Genomic DNA, 18,171 nt, shown 5'->3' with positions numbered 1-18,171 from the left:
GTCATTAGTCTGCAATTGATGACAAGGTCGTCAATACTTCATCTGCGTAAGCACGTGCGCTGTACATTGCTTTAAATACAACGTCCATGTGTGAAGCTGGCCGAATCATGGTTAAAAATGACCGCACGTCTTGCCATTGTTCTTCTTCGATTGCTTTAACAAGTCGCAGGCTAATACCTTGCATACCATTAAAGCTTAACAATGCACTGGAAAGTTCTGCGCCGAGTGAAAACTCTTTTGTAACTCTATCTAATTCCATATCGAGAATGGCATCAAGCACAGACAGCAATCCGACTAAATAACCTTGCTCTGATAGCTCTTTACCACCGGGTTCAAGCATCAACGCAATAAACTTTGCACGTGTAAGCGCAAGCTTGGTTAATTCTTGTGGTTTATCATTCCCCAATTCACTTAATGCTAAAACACGGACAAACTGACGAATCGCATCTTCACCTAAGTAAATAACCGCTTGTGAGATTGATTTTATCGTTTGTTGTGAATTAGGTGAGCGTGCATTTACCAATCTTAAAATACGCGCTGTTAAACCAAGGTCTCGACCAACGCGTTGCTGCACCGCATCAAAGTCAATATCAGGCCTTGCTGTACAGCTTAGTAAATCAAGTACTGCCATTTTCGACGGTTCAACATTACCAAAGCTAAGCACTTCTGGCTTTGCAAAAAAGAAGCCTTGAAATAAATCACAACCCGCGTCTTTTAACTGTTTAAAGTCATCATAATTTTCGATGCGTTCAACGATTATGATTGCATCTGGGTAACTGCGTTTTAGCTTTTTGATCATCATATTGGTTTTAATAATAGGATGCTCAACCTCTAACTTGATGAAGTCCATCAAAGGAAGTATGTCTTGCCATTTTTCAGTGCCATCATAATCATCAAGGGCAAAAAAATAGCCCTCTTTTTTGAGCTGTTTAACACGTGTTACAACTTTTGGGATACTTGTCGTTCGCTCAACTATTTCGAGTACTGCACTGCTTGGTTGGAGCAGTCGCGGAAAATCATCAAGAATGGCATCGGTCGATAAATTAATAAACGCAGGTTGAAACCCTGTAAGCTTTTCAAGTCCCATTAACATCAATGCATTAAAAAAGAGTCGTCCGGTGGCTTGGCCATCACTGGTTCCTATCGGAAAAACATTATCGCTCGATTCTCTGTATAACAATTCATACGCATACACACTTCTATCAGCATTAAATATTGGCTGCCTGGCTATATACTGAGTCACGTTTTGACTTTTTTTACCTTCCATATTTAACTCTGACATATTACTTCTCACTAAATGTAACTAAAGCCACATTACAATTGTTATAAGTATAGTGAAAGATGTTTTCCTTGCTAAAAAAGAAAAACCCGACCAAACTAAATTTATGAATAACTTTAAACATAGTCCATTGCACTTAATTTTTTCGTTATTTTTCATAATTTTATACGGTGCTATTTTTAGCTCTGCGCATGCGGCATCGCCCCCTGCGTTAAAGTATAATATTACGGCCTCTGGAAGCTATTACCCATACTATATTGATGACGAAAACTCGCCCGGTATCCTGCCAGAAATCATCCAACATGTGCTAAGTCTGTCTAACATTGATGCACAACACATTGAATTGCCAGCCAAACGCACGGTTAAGTATCTTCATTTAGGCCACATCGATTTTGATGTTATCAGTCCTGAATGGCTCAGTGAGAAAGAGCGAGAAAATGACATGTTCCGCTATTCAGATAATTTATTTACCGTCGAAGAATACCTTGTTAGCTTGAGTAAAAATATCAACAAATGGCAAGATTTAGAGGCAATAAAAAAGCACCCTGTCGGCACGGTACTTGGCTATTACTATTATGATGATGAGCGCTTCACGCGCGTTGATTTTCACTCCGAAAAAGAGCTGGTTAAAGCATTACAACTCAACAGAATAGAGGTGGCAATTATTGATAAGCTCTCTGCGATATACTGGTCAAACTGGTTCAATATCAATACGCAGCTTGGCGCCCTTCATTCACAAGGTAATTTGAAAATTCGTATCCGAGCAGAACATCAGTCGCTCCTCAAGAATATAAATGCAGCTATTGAGCAACTTAAAAATAATGGCACGATTGATACCATCATCAATAAATACACAAAAAACATACCCCCACAATAATTAGGGATATTCCGCTTTGGGGCTACATTTGCTATACTGCGCGCTGTTTTTCTTGTTAACTAAAAAGAGCCTCCTATGAGCATTGAACAAGCCCTTATCGAACGCAGTAATAACCAATGTGAACTGTGCGCCGCAACAGAGAATTTATCTGTATACGAAGTCCCTCCTGTCACGGAAGCTCACTCTGATAAATGTATCTATGTCTGTCAGACTTGCAAAGACCAAATCGAAAATAACGCAGAATTAACTGCAACTCACTGGCATTGCCTAAATGACAGCATGTGGAGTCAAACGCCTGCTGTTCAAGTGGTAGCGTATCGTATGTTAAAACGTTTAGCGGCAGATAATGGCTGGGCACAAGATGCTTTAGACATGATTTACCTTGAAGAAGACACGCTAAAGTGGGCGCAAACAGCCCTTGCTGAAGATGATGACATTAAACATATCGACAGTAATGGCGTTGTGCTGCAAGCGGGCGATACAGTAACGCTAATCAAAGATCTCGATGTAAAAGGGAGCAGCCTCGTTGCTAAGCGCGGCACCGCCGTAAGAAATATTGGTTTAACCAGTAACCCTGAACACATTGAAGGACGTGTCGATGGGCAACGTATCGTTATTCTAACAAAATACGTGAAAAAATAATTTCTTATTAAAAATGGGCCTTGCGCCCACTTTGACTCAATTAAGCTATGATTAAGTCAGCGAACTTTATGCTAATACAATAATCTCAGTGTATAACACTAAAAACGCAAGGAAAATATCATGGCTTCGGATACCTTTTCATCTTTAAAACGTGCTTCACTTTGCAGCGTAATGATCTTAGGAAGCAGCTTAGTTCTTACCGGTTGTGGCGAAGACTCTGCCGCGCCTCAAGCAGAGCAATCAACAATGAAAACGCTCAATACGCAAATTACTTATTTAGACCGTAGCATGCTGCCACCAGGCTCTGTATTGAAAGTGCAGTTAGCCGATGTATCAAAAATGGATGCAAAAGCAGACGTGATCAGCGAACAAGAAGTTGAGTTAAAAGGGGCGCCTCCTTATAACGTCGCACTTGAGTATGATGAAAGTAAAATTGCTGATCGCCATCGTTATAGCGTCGGCGCTCGAATCGAAAACCAAGGCAAGCTGTTATACATTAGCACCACTCACAACAACCCGTTTGCTGAAGGTGCTCAGAATGATGTGTATAAAGTGACGGTATCTAAAGTGTCGGCGAAAAAGCCCGATGTAACGTTAACTAATACATATTGGAAAGCAGTCACGATTAACGGTGAACCCGTTAAAGTAGAAACAAAAGAGCCTTTCATTCAATTTAAAGAAGATGGCTCAACGCATGGTTTCCTTGGCTGTAATAGCTTTTCAGGCAGCTATGACGTGAATAATCAATCACTCACCTTCAACCCGTTAGCCAGTACTAAGAAAATGTGTATCGAGCAAATGGATATTGAAGCTGCAATGTCTGCTCTACTCACTGCGACAGCGCAATTTTCAATTAATGGTGAGCAGCTTACGCTATTAGATGGCAGCAGCGAACCCCTTGCTACATTTGCAGCAACCTATATGAATTAATGACAGTTAACACGAAAACGCCCCGCAATTGCGGGGCGTTTTTTATTTATACCCTTTATTAAATAGGCACATTGTTGCAGCATTACTCTTCAACTAATTGCTCACTGCGATAAAAGCCACTACTGTCACTTAATACAGAAACAAGCTCAGGTAAAACCGCGTCCATCGTCTGTTTTAGTTTCCATGGTGGGTTGATCACTATCATGCCTGAGGCAGTCATACCGTGTACCTCAGTATCTGCTTCGGTGGCTAATTCAAATAATTGAATATTACGCATGCCAGATGCGATTAAACCTGCTTCCATTTTATCTATGCGCTCACGATCAACGACCGGATACCAAATCATGTACGTACCCGTTGCAAAGCGTTTGTGCGCTTTAACGAGGGTTTTTACCACCGTGTCATAGTCATCTTTAATTTCGTATGGAGGGTCAATCAGCACACATGCACGACGCGATGGCGGTGGCAGCAGACCAACTAACCCTTGAAAACCATTTTCGCCACGCACACGGATAGAGCGTTTACCTATCATATTCTGCTTAAGTAATGCTAAGTCGCGAGGATGTAACTCAAAAAACCAGCCATTATCTTGGCGACGCAAAAAGTGTTCAGCAATTTTTGGCGAGCCAGGATAGAAATCTAATTCGCCATTCTGGTTAAACGATTTAATCAGCTCTATATACTCATTTAACGGTGCATGCTCACTCTGGTGCTGCCAAAGCTTTGCTATGCCATCTAAATACTCTTGTGTTTTTTGTGCATCACTGCCCGCTAGTTCAAAAAAGCCCGCCCCCGAATGGGTATCAATATAATCGAGAGGCTTATCTTTAATTGTTTGGTATTTAAGAACTTCAGCTAAAACCAGATGTTTAAGCACATCAGCAGGATTGCCTGCATGAAAAGAGTGTCGGTAACTAAGCATATTTATAAATCGCTAAATGCAGTGCTGCATGAAAAATAGATGAAGATATTGTACATGATAAATAGTGAATAATCCTAAAATCTAAGCGCAGAGTGAACCATAAATGAATAAAAATGCAGCCACGCTGAATTACACCTTAATTTTAAATAAAAATACGCTAAAACAGGCGTAAATGCTGGCATATCAACACACTTTCCTTTACATTTGCATGACAATAATCACAGTTTTATGAGCGCATTTATGAATAACGAAACCCTTTCCCAACTCGAACAACTGATCGACAAATTAATCCACCGAAACAGCGAACTTGAAAGCGAAGTGAAAAGCTTAAAAGATCAAACTGCAAAATTAATAGACGAGAACGAAACGCTTCAACTTGAAGTACTCGATAGCGAAGAAAAACAAAAAGAAGCAAGCAGCACATTAACTGGCCTGCTTGAGAAATTACAAAGCGTACACCAGGCTAGCTAATGAGCAGCCCACAAAGTCAGCGGGTCACCGTAGAGCTACTAGGTAAAGAACATGAGTTCTCTTGCCCTCCGGGTCAAGAGAACGCCCTAGTTGCTGCTGCACAACATTTGAATGACTTAGTGGACCAAATGAAACAACGCTCTTCTGTTCGTAATGAACAAAAAGCGTTATTAATGGCTGCGCTGCACTTAAGCCATGAATTGCTCGAAGCACAATCGCAACAAGCAAAACAAGAGCAACAGCATGACTCTTTAATCGATAAACTTAGCCAGTACTTAGACCAAACTCACTCGACTTAACACGCCGTGAGTGGTATTGGTTATATAAAAAGCGCATCTTGCGCTTTTTTTGTTTACAATGCTCAACCTGAATAATAACCGAGCAAATTAGAATGCGCATATATGCTTTATCAATGTGGGCTTTTTTAGCGCTACTAACAGCAAGTTTCTCATCTAAAGCCAAGGTTACATGGCAGACTATCAGCCCTGAGATTCAATTTTTACAACAACAGGCATCGCTGCGCTTTTACGATTCAAACCAGGTCCTTATTGAAGGTAAAACGTGTGCACTTATGTTTGATGCCAGCGGTGATTTTGCCGCGGTTGAGCAACTCGCACAGCGTTTGAAAAAGCGCTTAAAAACACCTTTATGCTACTTGGTTGCGAGTCATTATCATGATGACCACTTGCTGGGTCTTGCAGTGTTACAAGCCACGTTCCCTGATGCAAAATTGATTGTTCATCAGCAACTAGCGAATGAATTCACCCACTATCAAAAAGCCTTAAACGATAAACTTGATGGCTATGAAAAAAGCATAGAACTAAGTTATCAACGTTTAGCAAGCCAACCACAAGAACAACAAGCCGTTTGGCGAGAAAAACTATCACTTGCTAAACAACGCCTGTTTCGTTGGCGCGAATTAACACTCAATCCCCCCGCTATCCGTATTGCTAAAGAAACGCATCTCGACCTTGGTGATTACCCGATTACTGTTATGCCGTATCAAGCACACACGCATGGCGACTTAGTATTAACAGCCGATCATGGCCGGGTATTACTTGGTGGAGATATAACCGATTGGTTACCTTACCCAGGGCATGGGCAAATAGATAATTGGCTCGCAGCGTTAACTGAGATTCAACAAAATAGTGCTATCACAACAATTTTACCGGGTCATGGTGCACAACTAACTCCTGCAGAACTTAATCAGCCGAAAACATTTTTATCTGCTATTTTGACACTTGCAAATGCACAGCCCGAGAAGCCTATTGGTGAGTTAATTCCCCTGTTTCCTGAGCAAATAAAACAAGACTATCAACTTGATGAAGTCGGTCAACGCGCTTTCGTCATGTTTCTAGAAGCTGGACTTAAGCAGGCCAAATCGTCAAAATAGCGCTAAAATAGTAAAGGGATTTTATTACATGGCTTTAATGCGTTTGAAATATTTACTATTGCTGAGTTTTTTTATTGGCCTACAAGGATGCCAAACAACTCAGCAAGATACACAACAAGAGCAACAGGCTCGGCCAGAGATTTTTAGCCATTTCAAGCCTGATTTAAGCTTACAAACACAGCCGACTGAGCAACCTGTTGCTACAGCCGATAAGACTGCTGAACCTGTAAAACTTCAACCTTATAAAGATACGCCACTCGCTAAACCGCGAGCGGCTGATTTGTGGCAACACATTGCAAATAATCTATCGTTGGTATTTCAAACCAATAAGCATACGACAGCTCGGATAAAGTGGTACTTAAAGCAACCAGCCTACCTTGAAAAAGTGAACCGACGCGCTGCACCGTATCTTTACCATATCGTCAAACGCGTCGAAAAACAGAATTTACCGATGGAACTTGCATTACTCCCCTTCGTAGAGAGTGACTTTAGACCCACTATTCAATCATCAGAGCAAGCTGTGGGGATATGGCAGTTAGTTGGGGCAACTGCCTATCACTTTGGCGTGCAGAGCGACCAATGGTATGACGGCCGCCAAGATATTCTCGCCTCAACCGATGCTGCCTTAGCGTACCTCAGTTATTTGCACAAACGCTTTGATGGCGATTGGTTACACGCAATCGCGGCCTATAACAGTGGTGAAGGGCGTGTTAAGAAAGCCATCGAGAAGAATAAAAAACTCGGTAAGAAAGCCGATTACTGGTCGCTGTCATTACCAAAAGAAACCGCTGAGTATATCCCTAAATTATTAGCACTCAGCCACTTAATCAGACACCCTGAAAAAGGCCTAAAACGCCCAAAACTCGCTAATAAACCGCTCACAACGGAGTTTAATGTCGGCCAGCAATTTGATTTTTCGGTAATTGCGAGTTTATCTGGGATTGGGCGTAGCCAATTACATAAACTAAACCCTGGCTATTTAAAGAATCAAAGCTCTCCTAATGGCCCCCACACGCTGATATTACCAATAGAGCAGCGTACTTTATTACAGAGTAAACTATTTCGTAACAACTTTATTGGCGAGTACACCGTTCAAAAGGACGATACGCTTTATCGCATCGCAAGACGTTTTAATATGCCTATAAGCCAATTAAAAATGCTCAATAATAAAACCTCGAACCTCATTAAAGTGGGTGAGCAATTGCGCCTAAGTAAACCTCAAACGATGCCTGGATCGTTAATAGTTGATTACAATATCAGCCCGTATTTAGAGCAACAAGAAGACGTTGTTTCAACTGTTGCTGTCGATTATCAAGTAAAGCCGGGGGATTCTATTTGGAGCATTAGTCAGCTTTTTGATGTCCCTCATAAAGACGTGGCTATTTGGAATAAACTCAGCGCGTCTAGCCTACTAAAACCAGGCACCATACTAACTTTGCATATTCCTCAAGCAAAGCCACCAGCCCCTCAAACATCAGCCAGCGAGGCTATGCTGTCGGGTATTGAAAGCTCTTTGAAAAAGCCTTGATTGCTGTGTCATTGTGGTTAGCGTAAAATCAGTGTTTATATTCTAAGTTTACAAGAGAAAAAACATGCAAATCAGCAAAGACACTGCCGTTGAGTTCCACTACACATTAAGTGAAGCAGGCGAGCAAATTGAATCAAGCAAAGATGGCGAGCCACTTTCATATATCCATGGTACAGAAGGCATGCTACCAGGTCTTGAAAAAGCCCTTGAAGGTAAAAGCGCTGGCGATAGCTTTAGTGTAACACTTGAGCCAAGCGAGTCTTATGGTGAGCGTGTTGATGACCTTATTCAGCGTATTCCACTTAAGCACTTACAAGGTAACACTAAAGTGTGGAAACCGGGTATGACTGCGATTGTTCACTCAAACCAAGGCCGTCATCAAGTGACGATTGTAAAAGTAGGTCGTTTCAATGCAGATTGTGACTTAAACCACCCATTTGCAGGTAAAACACTGACTTTTGACGTTGAAGTACTCAACGTCCGTGAAGCGACACGTGAAGAATTAGCGCACGGTCACGTACATGGTGAAGGCGGTTGTGGTCATAGCCACTAAGGGTAAATAATGACAAACGTTGCTATTGTCACAGGTGGCAGTAAAGGGATTGGTAAGGCTATTGTTGAGCGCTTAGCGCGCGAAGCATACATCGTGTATAACCTTGATATTACACCATCAGAAGGTCACTACCGCTACTGTGATGTCAGTAATGTTGAGCAGGTAAAAGCGGTTATTGCTGATATAGCACAAGAAACAGGCCGTATCGATGCGCTTATTTCTAATGCTGGTCGTCATTTAAGTGCCACCATTGAAGATACTGACGAGGCAACGTTTGATGCTCTTTTTGCGCTCAACGTAAAAGGCGCGTATGCGGCAATTCAAGCAGTTTTACCCAGCATGAAAGCAAAACGGCAAGGTAGTATTGTTTTAATTGCCTCTGATCAAGCGCTTATTGGTAAGCCCAATTCTTTTGCTTACAACGTAACAAAGCATGCACTTGCTTCAATGGCAAAAACAACCGCTCTGGATTATGCCGCATTTAACATTCGCGCTAACGCTATTTGCCCAGGCACCATTGAAACACCTTTATTTCATAATGCAATTGACGCTTACTGCAAGCGAAGCGGTGCCGATAAAACCACCGTCGTCGCAGAAGAAGCAGCATTACAGCCATTAGGGCGCTTAGGTCAACCAGAGGAAGTGGCTGCATTGGTTAATTTTTTAGTTAGCCCTGAGGCAAGCTTTATCACGGGTAGCCTACACAGCATTGATGGTGGGTATACCACGCAATGAGCGACAAGATTATTGACCCCCATGTGCATTTTTTTAACCTCACTGAGGGTCAATACACTTGGTTGCAAGGCGAGAAACCACCTGCGTGGCCTCACCTCGATAAGATCAAAGCTCCTATTAGCATGGCGCAACTAAAATCAGCATGCCCATTTCAATTAGAAGCACTTGTTCATATTGAGGCAGGGTACGATAATAATGACCCTATTAAAGAGCTCAACTGGCTAGCACAGCATTTAAACGGCTACAAATACAAAGCCATTAGTTATAGTCGAATAGACGCTACCTTGAACGAATTTAGTCTGGCGCTTTCGGCATTAACACATTCACACCTTGTGGGTATTCGCGATATTACTGAAGGTAAAGATGCGACTCGTTTACTCGCACCTAATTGCCTTGAAAACTTAGCCTATCTTGCTGCGCAAAACTTGCGATTTGAAGCACAGTTTGAAATTGAAAACCTACACATTACCGAGCAGCTCATAAAATACTGCCATGCCCTTCCCTCATTACGAGTCGTAATTAACCATTTAGGCTTTATATGCGATGAACAACAATGGCTAAACGCGGTTATTAAATTAAGCCGCTGTGATAATATTGCGATTAAGTTCTCAGGCTTAGAGTTCAGCAAACTGGCTGCAAGTAAGCACCAATGGCTGCTTGATACACTGCTGCAATACTTTGGCGAGCAGCGTATTATGTTTGCCAGTAATTTTCCTGTTTGCCAAATAAAGACACACTACGAGACATGCTGGCAGCATTACTTTTCATTGTGTAACCAGCACAGCGTATGGCATCGTCTAAGCTACAAAAACGCCCACGAAATCTATCAAATTGATTAAAAACTAGCTATATTTAGTTAAATAAAAGCGGTTTAGGTTAGTGGTTATGTTTATTTTTTCAAAAGAAGCGGCCATTTTAGGTGCGTGCGTATTTAGTCTTGTTGGGTGTGGCGGCAGTGGGAGTGACAACTCCGATTCAGGCAATCTAGACCCAGCCACCATTACGTGGACACAAGGTGTGTTTGAGCCATCGAGTAAGTTTGATCAACAATGTCAGGCACTCAATGAAAAGCACTGGCTGCGTTCATGGAGCCATGAAACATACCTTTGGTACGATGAAATAATAGACCGTGATCCAGCCCTCACTGATGGGGTTCTCAATTATTTTGCGTTACTAAAAACCGAAAACACCACGGAGTCAGGGGCTAAAAAAGACAACTTTCATTCCAGTTTACCCACCGATGAATGGCGAGCACAAAGCCAGTCGGGACAAACCTTTGGCTATGGCTTTAAAATACGTTTAATAAGTGCCAGCGCCCCACGTCAAGCCATTATAACTTATACCGAACCCAACTCACCCGCGGCAACACAAAACCTAGCGCGTGGTTTTGAAGTGTTAGAAGTGGATGGTGTAGACTTTGTAAATGCCAGCACCCAAGCTGAAGTCGACGTACTCAATGCGGGTCTTTTTCCGTCTGAATCCGGGAAAGTAACGACCTTTGTGTTTAAAGATATCAACACCAGTGAAACCCGCGAAGTCACCATGACAGCCCAAACTATTACGGGACAAGCTGTAGGCAATATTAAAACATTCGCAAATGGAGAAGTCGGTTACTTCCAATTTAATCGCCACAATGCGATTGCAGAAAAGCCCTTATTTGATGCTTTTAATACATTAGCAGCACGTAATGTGAAAGACCTGATTATCGACATGCGATACAACCCCGGTGGTTTCCTACAGATGGCAAGTCAAGTTGCTTATATGATTGCAGGTGCCGAAAATACTGACGGCAAAATTTTCGAAAAGACTATCTTTAACGATCAACACCCAACCTTTAACCCAATCACTGGGGAGCGTTTGGAGCCCGTGCCGTTTACCGATGAATTTGTCGGATTTGCAGAAAACCCAGCAATCAACCCTGGCACACCATTGCCTAGTTTAGACCTAAAACGTGTTTTTGTGTTAACAACAGGCAGTACATGTTCAGCCAGTGAAGCCGTAATTAATGGCTTAAGAGGGGCCAATATTGAGGTCATTCAAATAGGGGAAAATACCTGTGGTAAACCCTATGGTTTTTACCCAACCGATAACTGTGATACGACCTACTTCAGCATTCAATTTACAGGGGTTAACAATAAAGGCTTTGGTGAATATGCCGATGGTTTTGCCCCCCAAAACAGCACTGGCAGTGAGTTTCAACCCGTGCGAGTCCCAGGTTGTGCAGTCGCCGATGACTTTAGCCATCAGCTAGGCGACGAAAATGAAGCATTACTTAGTACTGCACTGGCATACAGAGCGACTGGCACATGCCCTGTAGCAAGCTCAATGACCAGCAAACAGGGTTTTGCACCAGCGCTGTTCACTGATACACCAAAAGTACAGGACAACCGAGCAACAACGCTTATTGAGCAAAACAAAATACTTGAGTATTAGAGGCGTGTATGAACTTTAAAGTAGCCACAGCAATATACTTTGTGACTTTGCTTGGGTGTAGTGCACAAAGCCAAGAGCCGACTCCTAAGCTACAACATGCGGTGTTAACAACACCGCAAAGCACCTTGATTGCACAAGGTATTGCCAGATTAATGCACAGTCAGCCTATTGCAGTCGCCGATGATGCCTTTATCAATAGCAGTATCCTCGTTACTGACAGCATGGGCATCACAGATGCGCAAGGCAATCCAATCATGGGAAAGCAGCTTTCTATGCCCGATCGCTTTGAATTACTCATTAAAGATAAAATGTGCTTTGTTCGTCATTTAGACAGCAAAGCAACAGAGCCACTGCCGCTGGTAAAGTGTAAAGCGGTTAACTAAGCCTCACATATACCTAAACACCTATAAAAAAAGCCCTTACGGGCTTTTTCATTGCTGAATCTATTTATTTTATTTCGACACGTTGCGAACGCATCACAACATCATCGTTTAACTCAATACCAATGCCAGGTTCTTCGGATACTTGGAAAAAGCCATTTTTAGGTTGTGGGTCTTGAATACATAACTCACGATTCCACTTTTTAATCGCGTAAGTGTGATGCTCATGAATTAAGAAGTTAGGAATGGCTGTTTCTAAATGCAACGATGCCGCTGTTGCAACTGGACCGCCACATACATGCGCTTGAATACGCACATCAAAAATATCAGCGTAATCACAGACCTTTTTCGTCTCGGTGAAACCGCCACATAAACCAAGATCTGGCTGAAGCACATCAATGCTTTGATCTTCAAGATAAGGACGTACACCCCAACGATTATACAAGCGCTCGCCACCGGCTATGGGCACTGCAACTTTATCAGCGACTTTGGCATGCAATGAATGGTTTAGGTAGTTCACTGGCTCTTCATAATACATACAATCGAATTCTTCGGCGATTTCACCAATTTGAATTGCAGATGTTGCCCCTGGCAAACTATGACATTCAAAAATAATATCAACTTCATCACCCACTGCTTCACGAATAGCCTGCATACGCGCGCGGTATAACTTCATTTCACCACGAGAAATAATATTAGTGCGGTCATAATAAGTATTGCCGTGCTTATCGTATTGGATAGGGTCAACTTTCACTGCATCGTAACCTTCAGCAATCGCTTTTAATGCCGCTTCTGCATATTCTTCTGGATGAATAAGTGCTTTAAACTCGCTGTCCCAGTCAAACTGTAATTGCGATGCGTAAGTACGAAGTTTGTCGTTAACTTTACCCCCTAGCAATTGATAAACAGGTAAACCTAATGCTTTTCCTTTGATGTCCCACAGTGCAGTATCAATCGCACTCATCGCAGCGTAGACAACAGGTCCTCCGCCTAATCCCCAAAAGCTCTCGCGTAGCATTCGTGACCATAGCTTTTCAGTTTGAAACGGATCATGGCCTATTAAAAAAGCGTCAGCCATTTCTTTGATCATCGCAGCGGCTGCACTGTGACCTAAGTCATAAGCAAGCCCGGCTTCACCAACGCCACTAATACCTTCATCTGTATGAATACGCACAAACACAGGTGTCCAAGCAGGTCTGTCTGGACAATGAATATCGAACACTTCGACGCGATTAACTTTCATGGTTACTCCTTACTGAGCAAAACTAGGATCAAGGCGATAAGCCTTACGCAGCATCGCAGGCCACGCTAATTGGCCTCCAGTACTGCCGCTATGCACGACATTCGCTTGATTATAAATATTATCGATAATAGGTTGAGGCACCGGAATAGCTGTTTGACCACTGGCTTGAATCGCCAATTGAATTTCACAGGCGCGCTGTAAATCATAGAAGCGCATAAATGCATCCCCCACCGTTGGGCCCACCGTTAAACCGCCATGATTTACTAAAAGCATATGATTTGTAGTGCCTAAATCATCTTGTAAGCGTTTTTTTTCATCCTTGTTCACGGCTAAGCCTTCATAGCCATGGTATGACAGTGACGGCAATGAAAACATCGAGTATTGGCTTAACGGTTGTAAACCTTTTTCTTGCGTTGCTACCGCAATAGTCTCTTTGGTATGAAGGTGGATAACACAATGCGCATCATCGCGCACTTCGTGAATAGCACTGTGAATAGTGAAACCTGCAGGGTTAATTTTAAACGGTGTATCGTCGAGAATATTCCCTTCTAAATCAACCTTCACTAAGTTTGACGCGGTTACTTCATCAAAGCTTAAACCAAATGCATTGACCAAATACTGATTTGTGCCCGGTAAGCGTGCAGATAAATGGGTATAAATTAAATCACCCCAACGAAAATGCTCGACCAAACGATAGCATGCAGCCAAATCTACGCGAAGCTGCCATTCTTGTTCAGATACTTTATTTTTTAAATCGAGTTTTGGTAAGTCAAACATGGAAAACCTTGTATATGCGACAAGCATAAATAGATGTATAGAAGTCTAAATCACTATTAACCGATGATCAATAGCTGATACAAAAAGGCCACATCAATTGATGTGGCCTTTTTTATTAAATGTAGCGGATTATTTAACTTGTGATAAATAATCTGCAATTGCTGCCATTTCTTCTTCAGATACGTTCGCAACCATTGCTTTCATCGCAGAAGCCATACCGTTATTACGTGCACCAGACTTAATGTCTTTCATTTGTGCAAGTAAGTATTCTTTATTTTGGCCATTTAGCTTAGGGTATAGCGGCATAATGGGTGCTTTACCTTCTGCACCGTGGCACGTTTGGCAAAGTTTTGCTGTGTATAGCGTTGCGCCATCAGCAGCCATTGTATTGAAAGATAGGCTTGCAGCCATTGCAAGGCCAGCCCCACATAGAATTTTAGTTATCTTGCTCATTTGTATCTTCTCTTTTTAACGGGTTAGAAAACATTTTCTTTAGTGTAGACCATGATTTAACAATATTGCACCCAAATTGCCCCCGAAAAATTGTTACAGCAACCTAAATGCTATGCAGTTATGCGGGTTACCATATTAAATCATCAGGCACTTCAAAATCAGCATAGGGATCGTCTTCATCCTTTTGCTTATCTTCGGGTTCGACATGGAACACTATATATTCTTCGCTAACTTCAGCGACTTTTCGAGCTGGTTCATCTTCCAGAACAAAAAATTGGCCTTCTAAAACACAAATCGCTAAGCGACCACCCGCTAACGCTTTTTGTGTTTTTTCATTTACGTCGAGCTCTTTCACTTTATTTTCATAGGTGAAGTTAAAGGTGCGATCGCCACGGATCTCATCCTGATTATTATGCTCTAAAATTTGCTTAACGCGAGCAACTTGCTCACGTTGTTTTTGCTCTTCCAAACGCGCTTTATTTAGTTCATCTGCTTTTTTCTGCTGCTCGAGCTTGGTTTGCTCAATGTGCTTTTGCAAATCACTTGGGTTACTGGTAGCCCCTTTCTTTTTTTTCTTTTGCTGCTTACGTTTTTCAGTTTTAGCTACTTTCGCTTGGTGCGAGGTAGTGAGCCCAGCTTTAAGTAGCTGATCTTGTAATGAACCCATCACTAAATTCCAATAATTAAAATGCGTATAAGGGCTATTTTAATCAGCTATGCAAACAAATAACAGTACTGAACCCATTTGAATCTTTGCTATTTATATTATTACACGCAGATTAACACGCGATGAAATCATGACACTTTGATTTAACGCAATATTTCTTACTTTAATCATTATGATACTTGTAAAATTACTCGCACTCTATAAGCTAATACTTTTTCTTCACGGAGCTAAAAATGCAGCTGCGACATTTGTTACTTTGCTCTGTATTTATTTTCTTTGTTTTATACGCACCCCAGCCCCTACTTGGATTATTTGCTCGCCATTTTTCTGTGTCGCCAGCCGCCGCCGGCAGTTTAATGACAGCCACAATGCTCCCGCTAGCAATCGCTCCATTAGTGTATGGGTTATTTTTAGCAAAGCGTAACCCGCTGGTTATTTTAAAAATCGCTATGGTTATACTGGCTATTAGCTGCGTTATTTTTACCTTTGCGCCGAGCTTTAACGTGTTACTTTTGATACGTTTTATTCAAGGTATTACGCTGCCAGCCGCACTCACCGCGATGACCAGTTATATTGGTGTCACTTACCAAGCCGACCTACTACAGCGTAATATGACCTTATATATTGGTAGTACGATTGTTGGTGGTTATTTTGGTCGTATGTTAGCGGCCTTATTTACTGATTTTTTAAGCTGGCAAAGCTTTTACTATGTGATAGCGATTGGCTTAGTCTGTCTTGCCTTCGCTATCCCTAAACCCCAAAAGACAACCGCAATTCATACCCCGCAATCGCCCCTTTTATATTTAAAGCAATTAAAAAGCCCATTAGTTTTGAAGCTCTATGGGGCGGTTTTTTGTATGTTCTTTTGCTTTGCAGCGCTGTTAAATTATTTGCCCTTTATTCTGCAAGATAGCTTTGCCATTACTAACACGCGCGAAATCGGACTTGTTTATACTGGCTACTTAGTCGGTGCGCTTGCGTCAATAGCCACCCCTTGGCTACTGAGAAAGTCTTCATCTCCTTGGCGCTTGCTCACTGGGGTATTTTTATTTTATAGCCTCACAATATTGCTGTTGATGAGTCAACAGCTGCTGTTATTTGTCATCGCATTTACAGGTTTTTGTGGCGCTATGTTTGTGATTCATTCAAGTGCTGCACCATTGGTTAATAAAATTAGTACCGCCCCTGCCAGTGTGACGAATGGGGGCTATGTATCGTTTTATTACAGTGGTGGTGCACTTGGTTCACTGTTACCGGGGCTGATATACCAGCAACATGGTCAAGTTGCCTTTATGGCAGTACTGCTGCTGGTATGTTTAATAGGGCTCGCGTTGGTTTATTTAGCAGGAAGGAATACGACTCGAGGCTGATGCCCTGTACTGGCAAAGAAGCGTTCTAAGTCGTCTTTTTTCATTAACCAAGTCGCGGTGTTCTCAAACGGATGGCAATGAAAAAGCGCATTAAACCAGATTTCTTGATCAAGCCACAACGTGACATTATTTTGTTTGTCGTTTAAAAGTGCCAGCATAGACACACAGCCAGGCGGCACTTTTAAATAACGTGCAAGCCGCTCATCTGAGGCAAAACCTATCCGCGAAAGTCCTTGCTGCTTTGCAATCGCTTTTAAATCAAGCTGTTTGTCGTGGGCTGTTATCACCAAAAAATGACGTTTACCTTCGTTATCACGCAGAAATAAGTTTTTCAGTCGCGTACCAGGCCTATCAACCATAAACGTATCAGCATCGAGGCTGCCATGTAATGGTGGGTGTTCTATTTCTTCGTATTCAATAGCGAGCTGAGCAAGTGCCGCTGCCAGCTTGGTTTTATCGGCATACATTTACAAACAACGTCCTCGTAATTGCACACTCAAATCACGCCATAATACTTCGTCAATTACATGTTTGTCGTCGCAATACGAACGCTCTTTGAGTTCTTCATTTAATAATTCAACCGCTTGATCTTCTAACAGTAATTTTAAGTTGCTCGACTCTTCAAAGTACTCTTGCTCGGCAAAGTCTTTAAATTGTCGACGCGTCATCGGCTTATCTAAATTAATAGGCTTTCGGCCTTGCGCTTTTACTGACACAACATAAGCAAAAATTTTATTTCCCTGCTCATCATTTTTTCCATAAAACTGTTTGTTGTTAATTTCAAAAGGAGGGGCGTCCCCTTGGCTTGCGCAACCAGCTAATAAAACAACCAAAAGCGATGCTATTTTTTTCATTATTGGATAAGCCTTGAACAGTAGATGCGACCTAGTCTATCAAAAATAAAAGCGGAGGGTAAAAATTCGATCATTTTTTAAAAAACACTTGACCGCGAATGTAAAAATAATTAAAGTTCACCCCGCTTAAGACGTAAGACTTAAGCATCCTGTATTTAGGAATGTGGGGCTATAGCTCAGCTGGGAGAGCGCCTGCCTTGCACGCAGGAGGTCAGCAGTTCGATCCTGCTTAGCTCCACCACCTTCCTACTTTTCTTAGGCACTCTGCCAAATTTAATATCAAACTTATCTAAAAAAATTATCTAGTTTATCCGTTATTTTTTGCCGTCTTAATTTTATTCACATAAAAAAAGCCGAGCAGAGCCTAATGCAGATCAGTTAAGCATATTTTTATGATCACTTGACTGATCTTTTCATAGCTTCACAATCCGATATTAGAAATAGTATCGGATTTTTTTATGTCTCTAATTCAACACTTCGATGATATGTCCTCCTTTTTAGATGATGTACATACACTCGACAAACTTAAGCAGGTTCTTGACCCTGATATTCTTGAACAAGCATTTGAACATGCGGGAGTTGCCACTGTTCGCAGAAGGCGGTTACCGCTAGAAGCTATTATGTGGTCTGTAATTGGAATGAGTTTATTCCGAAACGAAACTGT

At 41.9% G+C, this 18,171-nt stretch carries 22 protein-coding genes and 1 tRNA gene; 15 read left to right on the top strand and 8 right to left on the bottom strand.

Features of this window, described 5'->3' with window-relative positions:
- Positions 1–4 precede the first annotated feature (4 nt).
- Positions 5–1,282 (bottom strand): EAL and HDOD domain-containing protein, encoded by a 1,278-nt coding sequence (locus LPA49_RS14360; RefSeq protein ID WP_065979574.1) that lies wholly within the window; start codon positions 1,280–1,282, stop codon positions 5–7.
- Positions 1,283–1,385: 103 nt separating this feature from the next.
- Here LPA49_RS14360 and LPA49_RS14355 point away from each other — a divergent pair, with 103 nt between their 5' ends.
- From LPA49_RS14355 to LPA49_RS14345, 3 genes are all read left to right on the top strand, one after another.
- Positions 1,386–2,156: an ABC transporter substrate-binding protein gene (locus LPA49_RS14355; protein ID WP_065979580.1), complete on the top strand. Its 771-nt coding sequence runs from the start codon at positions 1,386–1,388 to the stop codon at positions 2,154–2,156.
- 75 nt (positions 2,157–2,231) lie between these two features.
- Positions 2,232–2,798, top strand: coding sequence for an alkylphosphonate utilization protein (locus LPA49_RS14350; RefSeq protein WP_036973325.1), 567 nt, complete (start codon positions 2,232–2,234; stop codon positions 2,796–2,798).
- Positions 2,799–2,918: 120 nt separating this feature from the next.
- A complete protein-coding gene (locus LPA49_RS14345) occupies positions 2,919–3,728 on the top strand; it encodes an META domain-containing protein (RefSeq protein ID WP_230236867.1) in 810 nt (269 codons plus the stop codon).
- A gap of 82 nt (positions 3,729–3,810) precedes the next feature.
- On the opposite strand, the gene LPA49_RS14340 is transcribed toward LPA49_RS14345, so the two are convergent.
- On the bottom strand, positions 3,811–4,650 hold the full coding sequence (locus tag LPA49_RS14340) for a 23S rRNA (adenine(2030)-N(6))-methyltransferase RlmJ (protein WP_065979384.1): 840 nt from the start codon (positions 4,648–4,650) through the stop codon (positions 3,811–3,813).
- 240 nt (positions 4,651–4,890) lie between these two features.
- Between LPA49_RS14340 and zapB the strand changes: the two genes are divergently transcribed.
- The 9 genes from zapB (at position 4,891) to LPA49_RS14295 (ending at position 12,146) form a co-directional block, all read left to right on the top strand.
- Complete coding sequence (zapB, locus tag LPA49_RS14335) at positions 4,891–5,121, top strand: cell division protein ZapB (RefSeq protein WP_036973328.1); 231 nt, start codon at positions 4,891–4,893, stop codon at positions 5,119–5,121.
- Positions 5,121–5,420, top strand: a complete 300-nt coding sequence (locus LPA49_RS14330; protein ID WP_065979385.1) for a cell division protein ZapA — start codon at positions 5,121–5,123, stop codon at positions 5,418–5,420. The genes zapB and LPA49_RS14330 overlap by 1 nt, the downstream gene beginning before the upstream one ends.
- Positions 5,421–5,512: 92 nt before the next feature.
- Positions 5,513–6,514: an MBL fold metallo-hydrolase gene (locus LPA49_RS14325; protein ID WP_230236864.1), complete on the top strand. Its 1,002-nt coding sequence runs from the start codon at positions 5,513–5,515 to the stop codon at positions 6,512–6,514.
- Positions 6,515–6,542: 28 nt separating this feature from the next.
- Positions 6,543–8,042, top strand: coding sequence for a transglycosylase SLT domain-containing protein (locus tag LPA49_RS14320; RefSeq protein ID WP_230236861.1), 1,500 nt, complete (start codon positions 6,543–6,545; stop codon positions 8,040–8,042).
- A 64-nt stretch (positions 8,043–8,106) separates the two neighbouring features.
- Entirely contained in the window at positions 8,107–8,595 is a 489-nt protein-coding gene (locus LPA49_RS14315) for a peptidylprolyl isomerase (RefSeq protein ID WP_036973331.1), read from the top strand.
- A gap of 9 nt (positions 8,596–8,604) precedes the next feature.
- Complete coding sequence (locus tag LPA49_RS14310; protein WP_230236859.1) at positions 8,605–9,330, top strand: SDR family NAD(P)-dependent oxidoreductase; 726 nt, start codon at positions 8,605–8,607, stop codon at positions 9,328–9,330.
- Complete coding sequence (locus LPA49_RS14305; protein ID WP_180311203.1) at positions 9,327–10,169, top strand: amidohydrolase; 843 nt, start codon at positions 9,327–9,329, stop codon at positions 10,167–10,169. Before LPA49_RS14310 ends, LPA49_RS14305 begins: the two co-directional genes overlap by 4 nt.
- Before the next feature lie 46 nt (positions 10,170–10,215).
- On the top strand, positions 10,216–11,763 hold the full coding sequence (locus LPA49_RS14300) for a S41 family peptidase (RefSeq protein ID WP_036973334.1): 1,548 nt from the start codon (positions 10,216–10,218) through the stop codon (positions 11,761–11,763).
- Between the two features lie 8 nt (positions 11,764–11,771).
- Positions 11,772–12,146, top strand: coding sequence for a hypothetical protein (locus LPA49_RS14295; protein WP_036973335.1), 375 nt, complete (start codon positions 11,772–11,774; stop codon positions 12,144–12,146).
- A gap of 64 nt (positions 12,147–12,210) precedes the next feature.
- On the opposite strand, the gene LPA49_RS14290 is transcribed toward LPA49_RS14295, so the two are convergent.
- The 4 genes from LPA49_RS14290 to LPA49_RS14275 form a co-directional block, all read right to left on the bottom strand.
- Positions 12,211–13,386, bottom strand: a complete 1,176-nt coding sequence (locus tag LPA49_RS14290) for a mandelate racemase/muconate lactonizing enzyme family protein (RefSeq protein WP_036973337.1) — start codon at positions 13,384–13,386, stop codon at positions 12,211–12,213.
- Positions 13,387–13,395: 9 nt separating this feature from the next.
- The gene (locus tag LPA49_RS14285) at positions 13,396–14,163 is read right to left on the bottom strand and encodes a class II aldolase/adducin family protein (RefSeq protein ID WP_036973338.1); all 768 of its coding nucleotides are present in this window, start codon (positions 14,161–14,163) and stop codon (positions 13,396–13,398) included.
- Positions 14,164–14,292: 129 nt separating this feature from the next.
- Complete coding sequence (locus tag LPA49_RS14280; protein WP_036973339.1) at positions 14,293–14,616, bottom strand: c-type cytochrome; 324 nt, start codon at positions 14,614–14,616, stop codon at positions 14,293–14,295.
- A 127-nt stretch (positions 14,617–14,743) separates the two neighbouring features.
- Positions 14,744–15,283, bottom strand: coding sequence for a DUF2058 domain-containing protein (locus tag LPA49_RS14275; RefSeq protein WP_036973340.1), 540 nt, complete (start codon positions 15,281–15,283; stop codon positions 14,744–14,746).
- 233 nt (positions 15,284–15,516) lie between these two features.
- Here LPA49_RS14275 and LPA49_RS14270 point away from each other — a divergent pair, with 233 nt between their 5' ends.
- A complete protein-coding gene (locus LPA49_RS14270; RefSeq protein ID WP_065979391.1) occupies positions 15,517–16,653 on the top strand; it encodes an MFS transporter in 1,137 nt (378 codons plus the stop codon).
- On the opposite strand, the gene LPA49_RS14265 is transcribed toward LPA49_RS14270, so the two are convergent.
- Positions 16,620–17,120: a prolyl-tRNA synthetase associated domain-containing protein gene (locus tag LPA49_RS14265; protein ID WP_036973342.1), complete on the bottom strand. Its 501-nt coding sequence runs from the start codon at positions 17,118–17,120 to the stop codon at positions 16,620–16,622. The genes LPA49_RS14270 and LPA49_RS14265 overlap by 34 nt on opposite strands.
- Positions 17,121–17,507 carry a hypothetical protein gene (locus LPA49_RS14260; RefSeq protein WP_036973343.1) on the bottom strand — a complete coding sequence of 129 codons (387 nt, stop codon included), beginning with the start codon at positions 17,505–17,507 and terminating at the stop codon, positions 17,121–17,123.
- A gap of 165 nt (positions 17,508–17,672) precedes the next feature.
- Between LPA49_RS14260 and LPA49_RS14255 the strand changes: the two genes are divergently transcribed.
- Positions 17,673–17,748: transfer RNA gene (locus LPA49_RS14255), tRNA-Ala, on the top strand.
- 217 nt (positions 17,749–17,965) lie between these two features.
- Positions 17,966–18,171, top strand: a 206-nt coding sequence (locus LPA49_RS14250; RefSeq protein WP_178387093.1) for a transposase domain-containing protein, incomplete at its 3' end; no start/stop codon positions are given.

It is taken from the genome of Pseudoalteromonas sp. MB41 (assembly GCF_020966275.1).
Classification (GTDB): domain Bacteria; phylum Pseudomonadota; class Gammaproteobacteria; order Enterobacterales; family Alteromonadaceae; genus Pseudoalteromonas; species Pseudoalteromonas lipolytica.
The sequence above is the reverse complement of the archived record's forward strand: the minus strand, read 5'-3'. Positions and strand labels throughout refer to the sequence as shown.

Coding starts and splice junctions, on each gene's coding strand:
- LPA49_RS14355 (WP_065979580.1), top strand. CDS start 1,386: ATGAATAACTTTAAACATAGTCCATTGCACTTAATTTTTTCGTTATTT.
- LPA49_RS14285 (WP_036973338.1), bottom strand. CDS start 14,163: ATGTTTGACTTACCAAAACTCGATTTAAAAAATAAAGTATCTGAACAA.
- LPA49_RS14265 (WP_036973342.1), bottom strand. CDS start 17,120: ATGTATGCCGATAAAACCAAGCTGGCAGCGGCACTTGCTCAGCTCGCT.
- LPA49_RS14305 (WP_180311203.1), top strand. CDS start 9,327: ATGAGCGACAAGATTATTGACCCCCATGTGCATTTTTTTAACCTCACT.
- LPA49_RS14280 (WP_036973339.1), bottom strand. CDS start 14,616: ATGAGCAAGATAACTAAAATTCTATGTGGGGCTGGCCTTGCAATGGCT.
- LPA49_RS14300 (WP_036973334.1), top strand. CDS start 10,216: ATGTTTATTTTTTCAAAAGAAGCGGCCATTTTAGGTGCGTGCGTATTT.
- LPA49_RS14350 (WP_036973325.1), top strand. CDS start 2,232: ATGAGCATTGAACAAGCCCTTATCGAACGCAGTAATAACCAATGTGAA.
- LPA49_RS14360 (WP_065979574.1), bottom strand. CDS start 1,282: ATGTCAGAGTTAAATATGGAAGGTAAAAAAAGTCAAAACGTGACTCAG.
- zapB (WP_036973328.1), top strand. CDS start 4,891: ATGAATAACGAAACCCTTTCCCAACTCGAACAACTGATCGACAAATTA.
- LPA49_RS14295 (WP_036973335.1), top strand. CDS start 11,772: ATGAACTTTAAAGTAGCCACAGCAATATACTTTGTGACTTTGCTTGGG.
- LPA49_RS14270 (WP_065979391.1), top strand. CDS start 15,517: ATGCAGCTGCGACATTTGTTACTTTGCTCTGTATTTATTTTCTTTGTT.
- LPA49_RS14320 (WP_230236861.1), top strand. CDS start 6,543: ATGGCTTTAATGCGTTTGAAATATTTACTATTGCTGAGTTTTTTTATT.
- LPA49_RS14340 (WP_065979384.1), bottom strand. CDS start 4,650: ATGCTTAGTTACCGACACTCTTTTCATGCAGGCAATCCTGCTGATGTG.
- LPA49_RS14275 (WP_036973340.1), bottom strand. CDS start 15,283: ATGGGTTCATTACAAGATCAGCTACTTAAAGCTGGGCTCACTACCTCG.
- LPA49_RS14330 (WP_065979385.1), top strand. CDS start 5,121: ATGAGCAGCCCACAAAGTCAGCGGGTCACCGTAGAGCTACTAGGTAAA.
- LPA49_RS14260 (WP_036973343.1), bottom strand. CDS start 17,507: ATGAAAAAAATAGCATCGCTTTTGGTTGTTTTATTAGCTGGTTGCGCA.
- LPA49_RS14290 (WP_036973337.1), bottom strand. CDS start 13,386: ATGAAAGTTAATCGCGTCGAAGTGTTCGATATTCATTGTCCAGACAGA.
- LPA49_RS14310 (WP_230236859.1), top strand. CDS start 8,605: ATGACAAACGTTGCTATTGTCACAGGTGGCAGTAAAGGGATTGGTAAG.
- LPA49_RS14325 (WP_230236864.1), top strand. CDS start 5,513: ATGCGCATATATGCTTTATCAATGTGGGCTTTTTTAGCGCTACTAACA.
- LPA49_RS14315 (WP_036973331.1), top strand. CDS start 8,107: ATGCAAATCAGCAAAGACACTGCCGTTGAGTTCCACTACACATTAAGT.
- LPA49_RS14345 (WP_230236867.1), top strand. CDS start 2,919: ATGGCTTCGGATACCTTTTCATCTTTAAAACGTGCTTCACTTTGCAGC.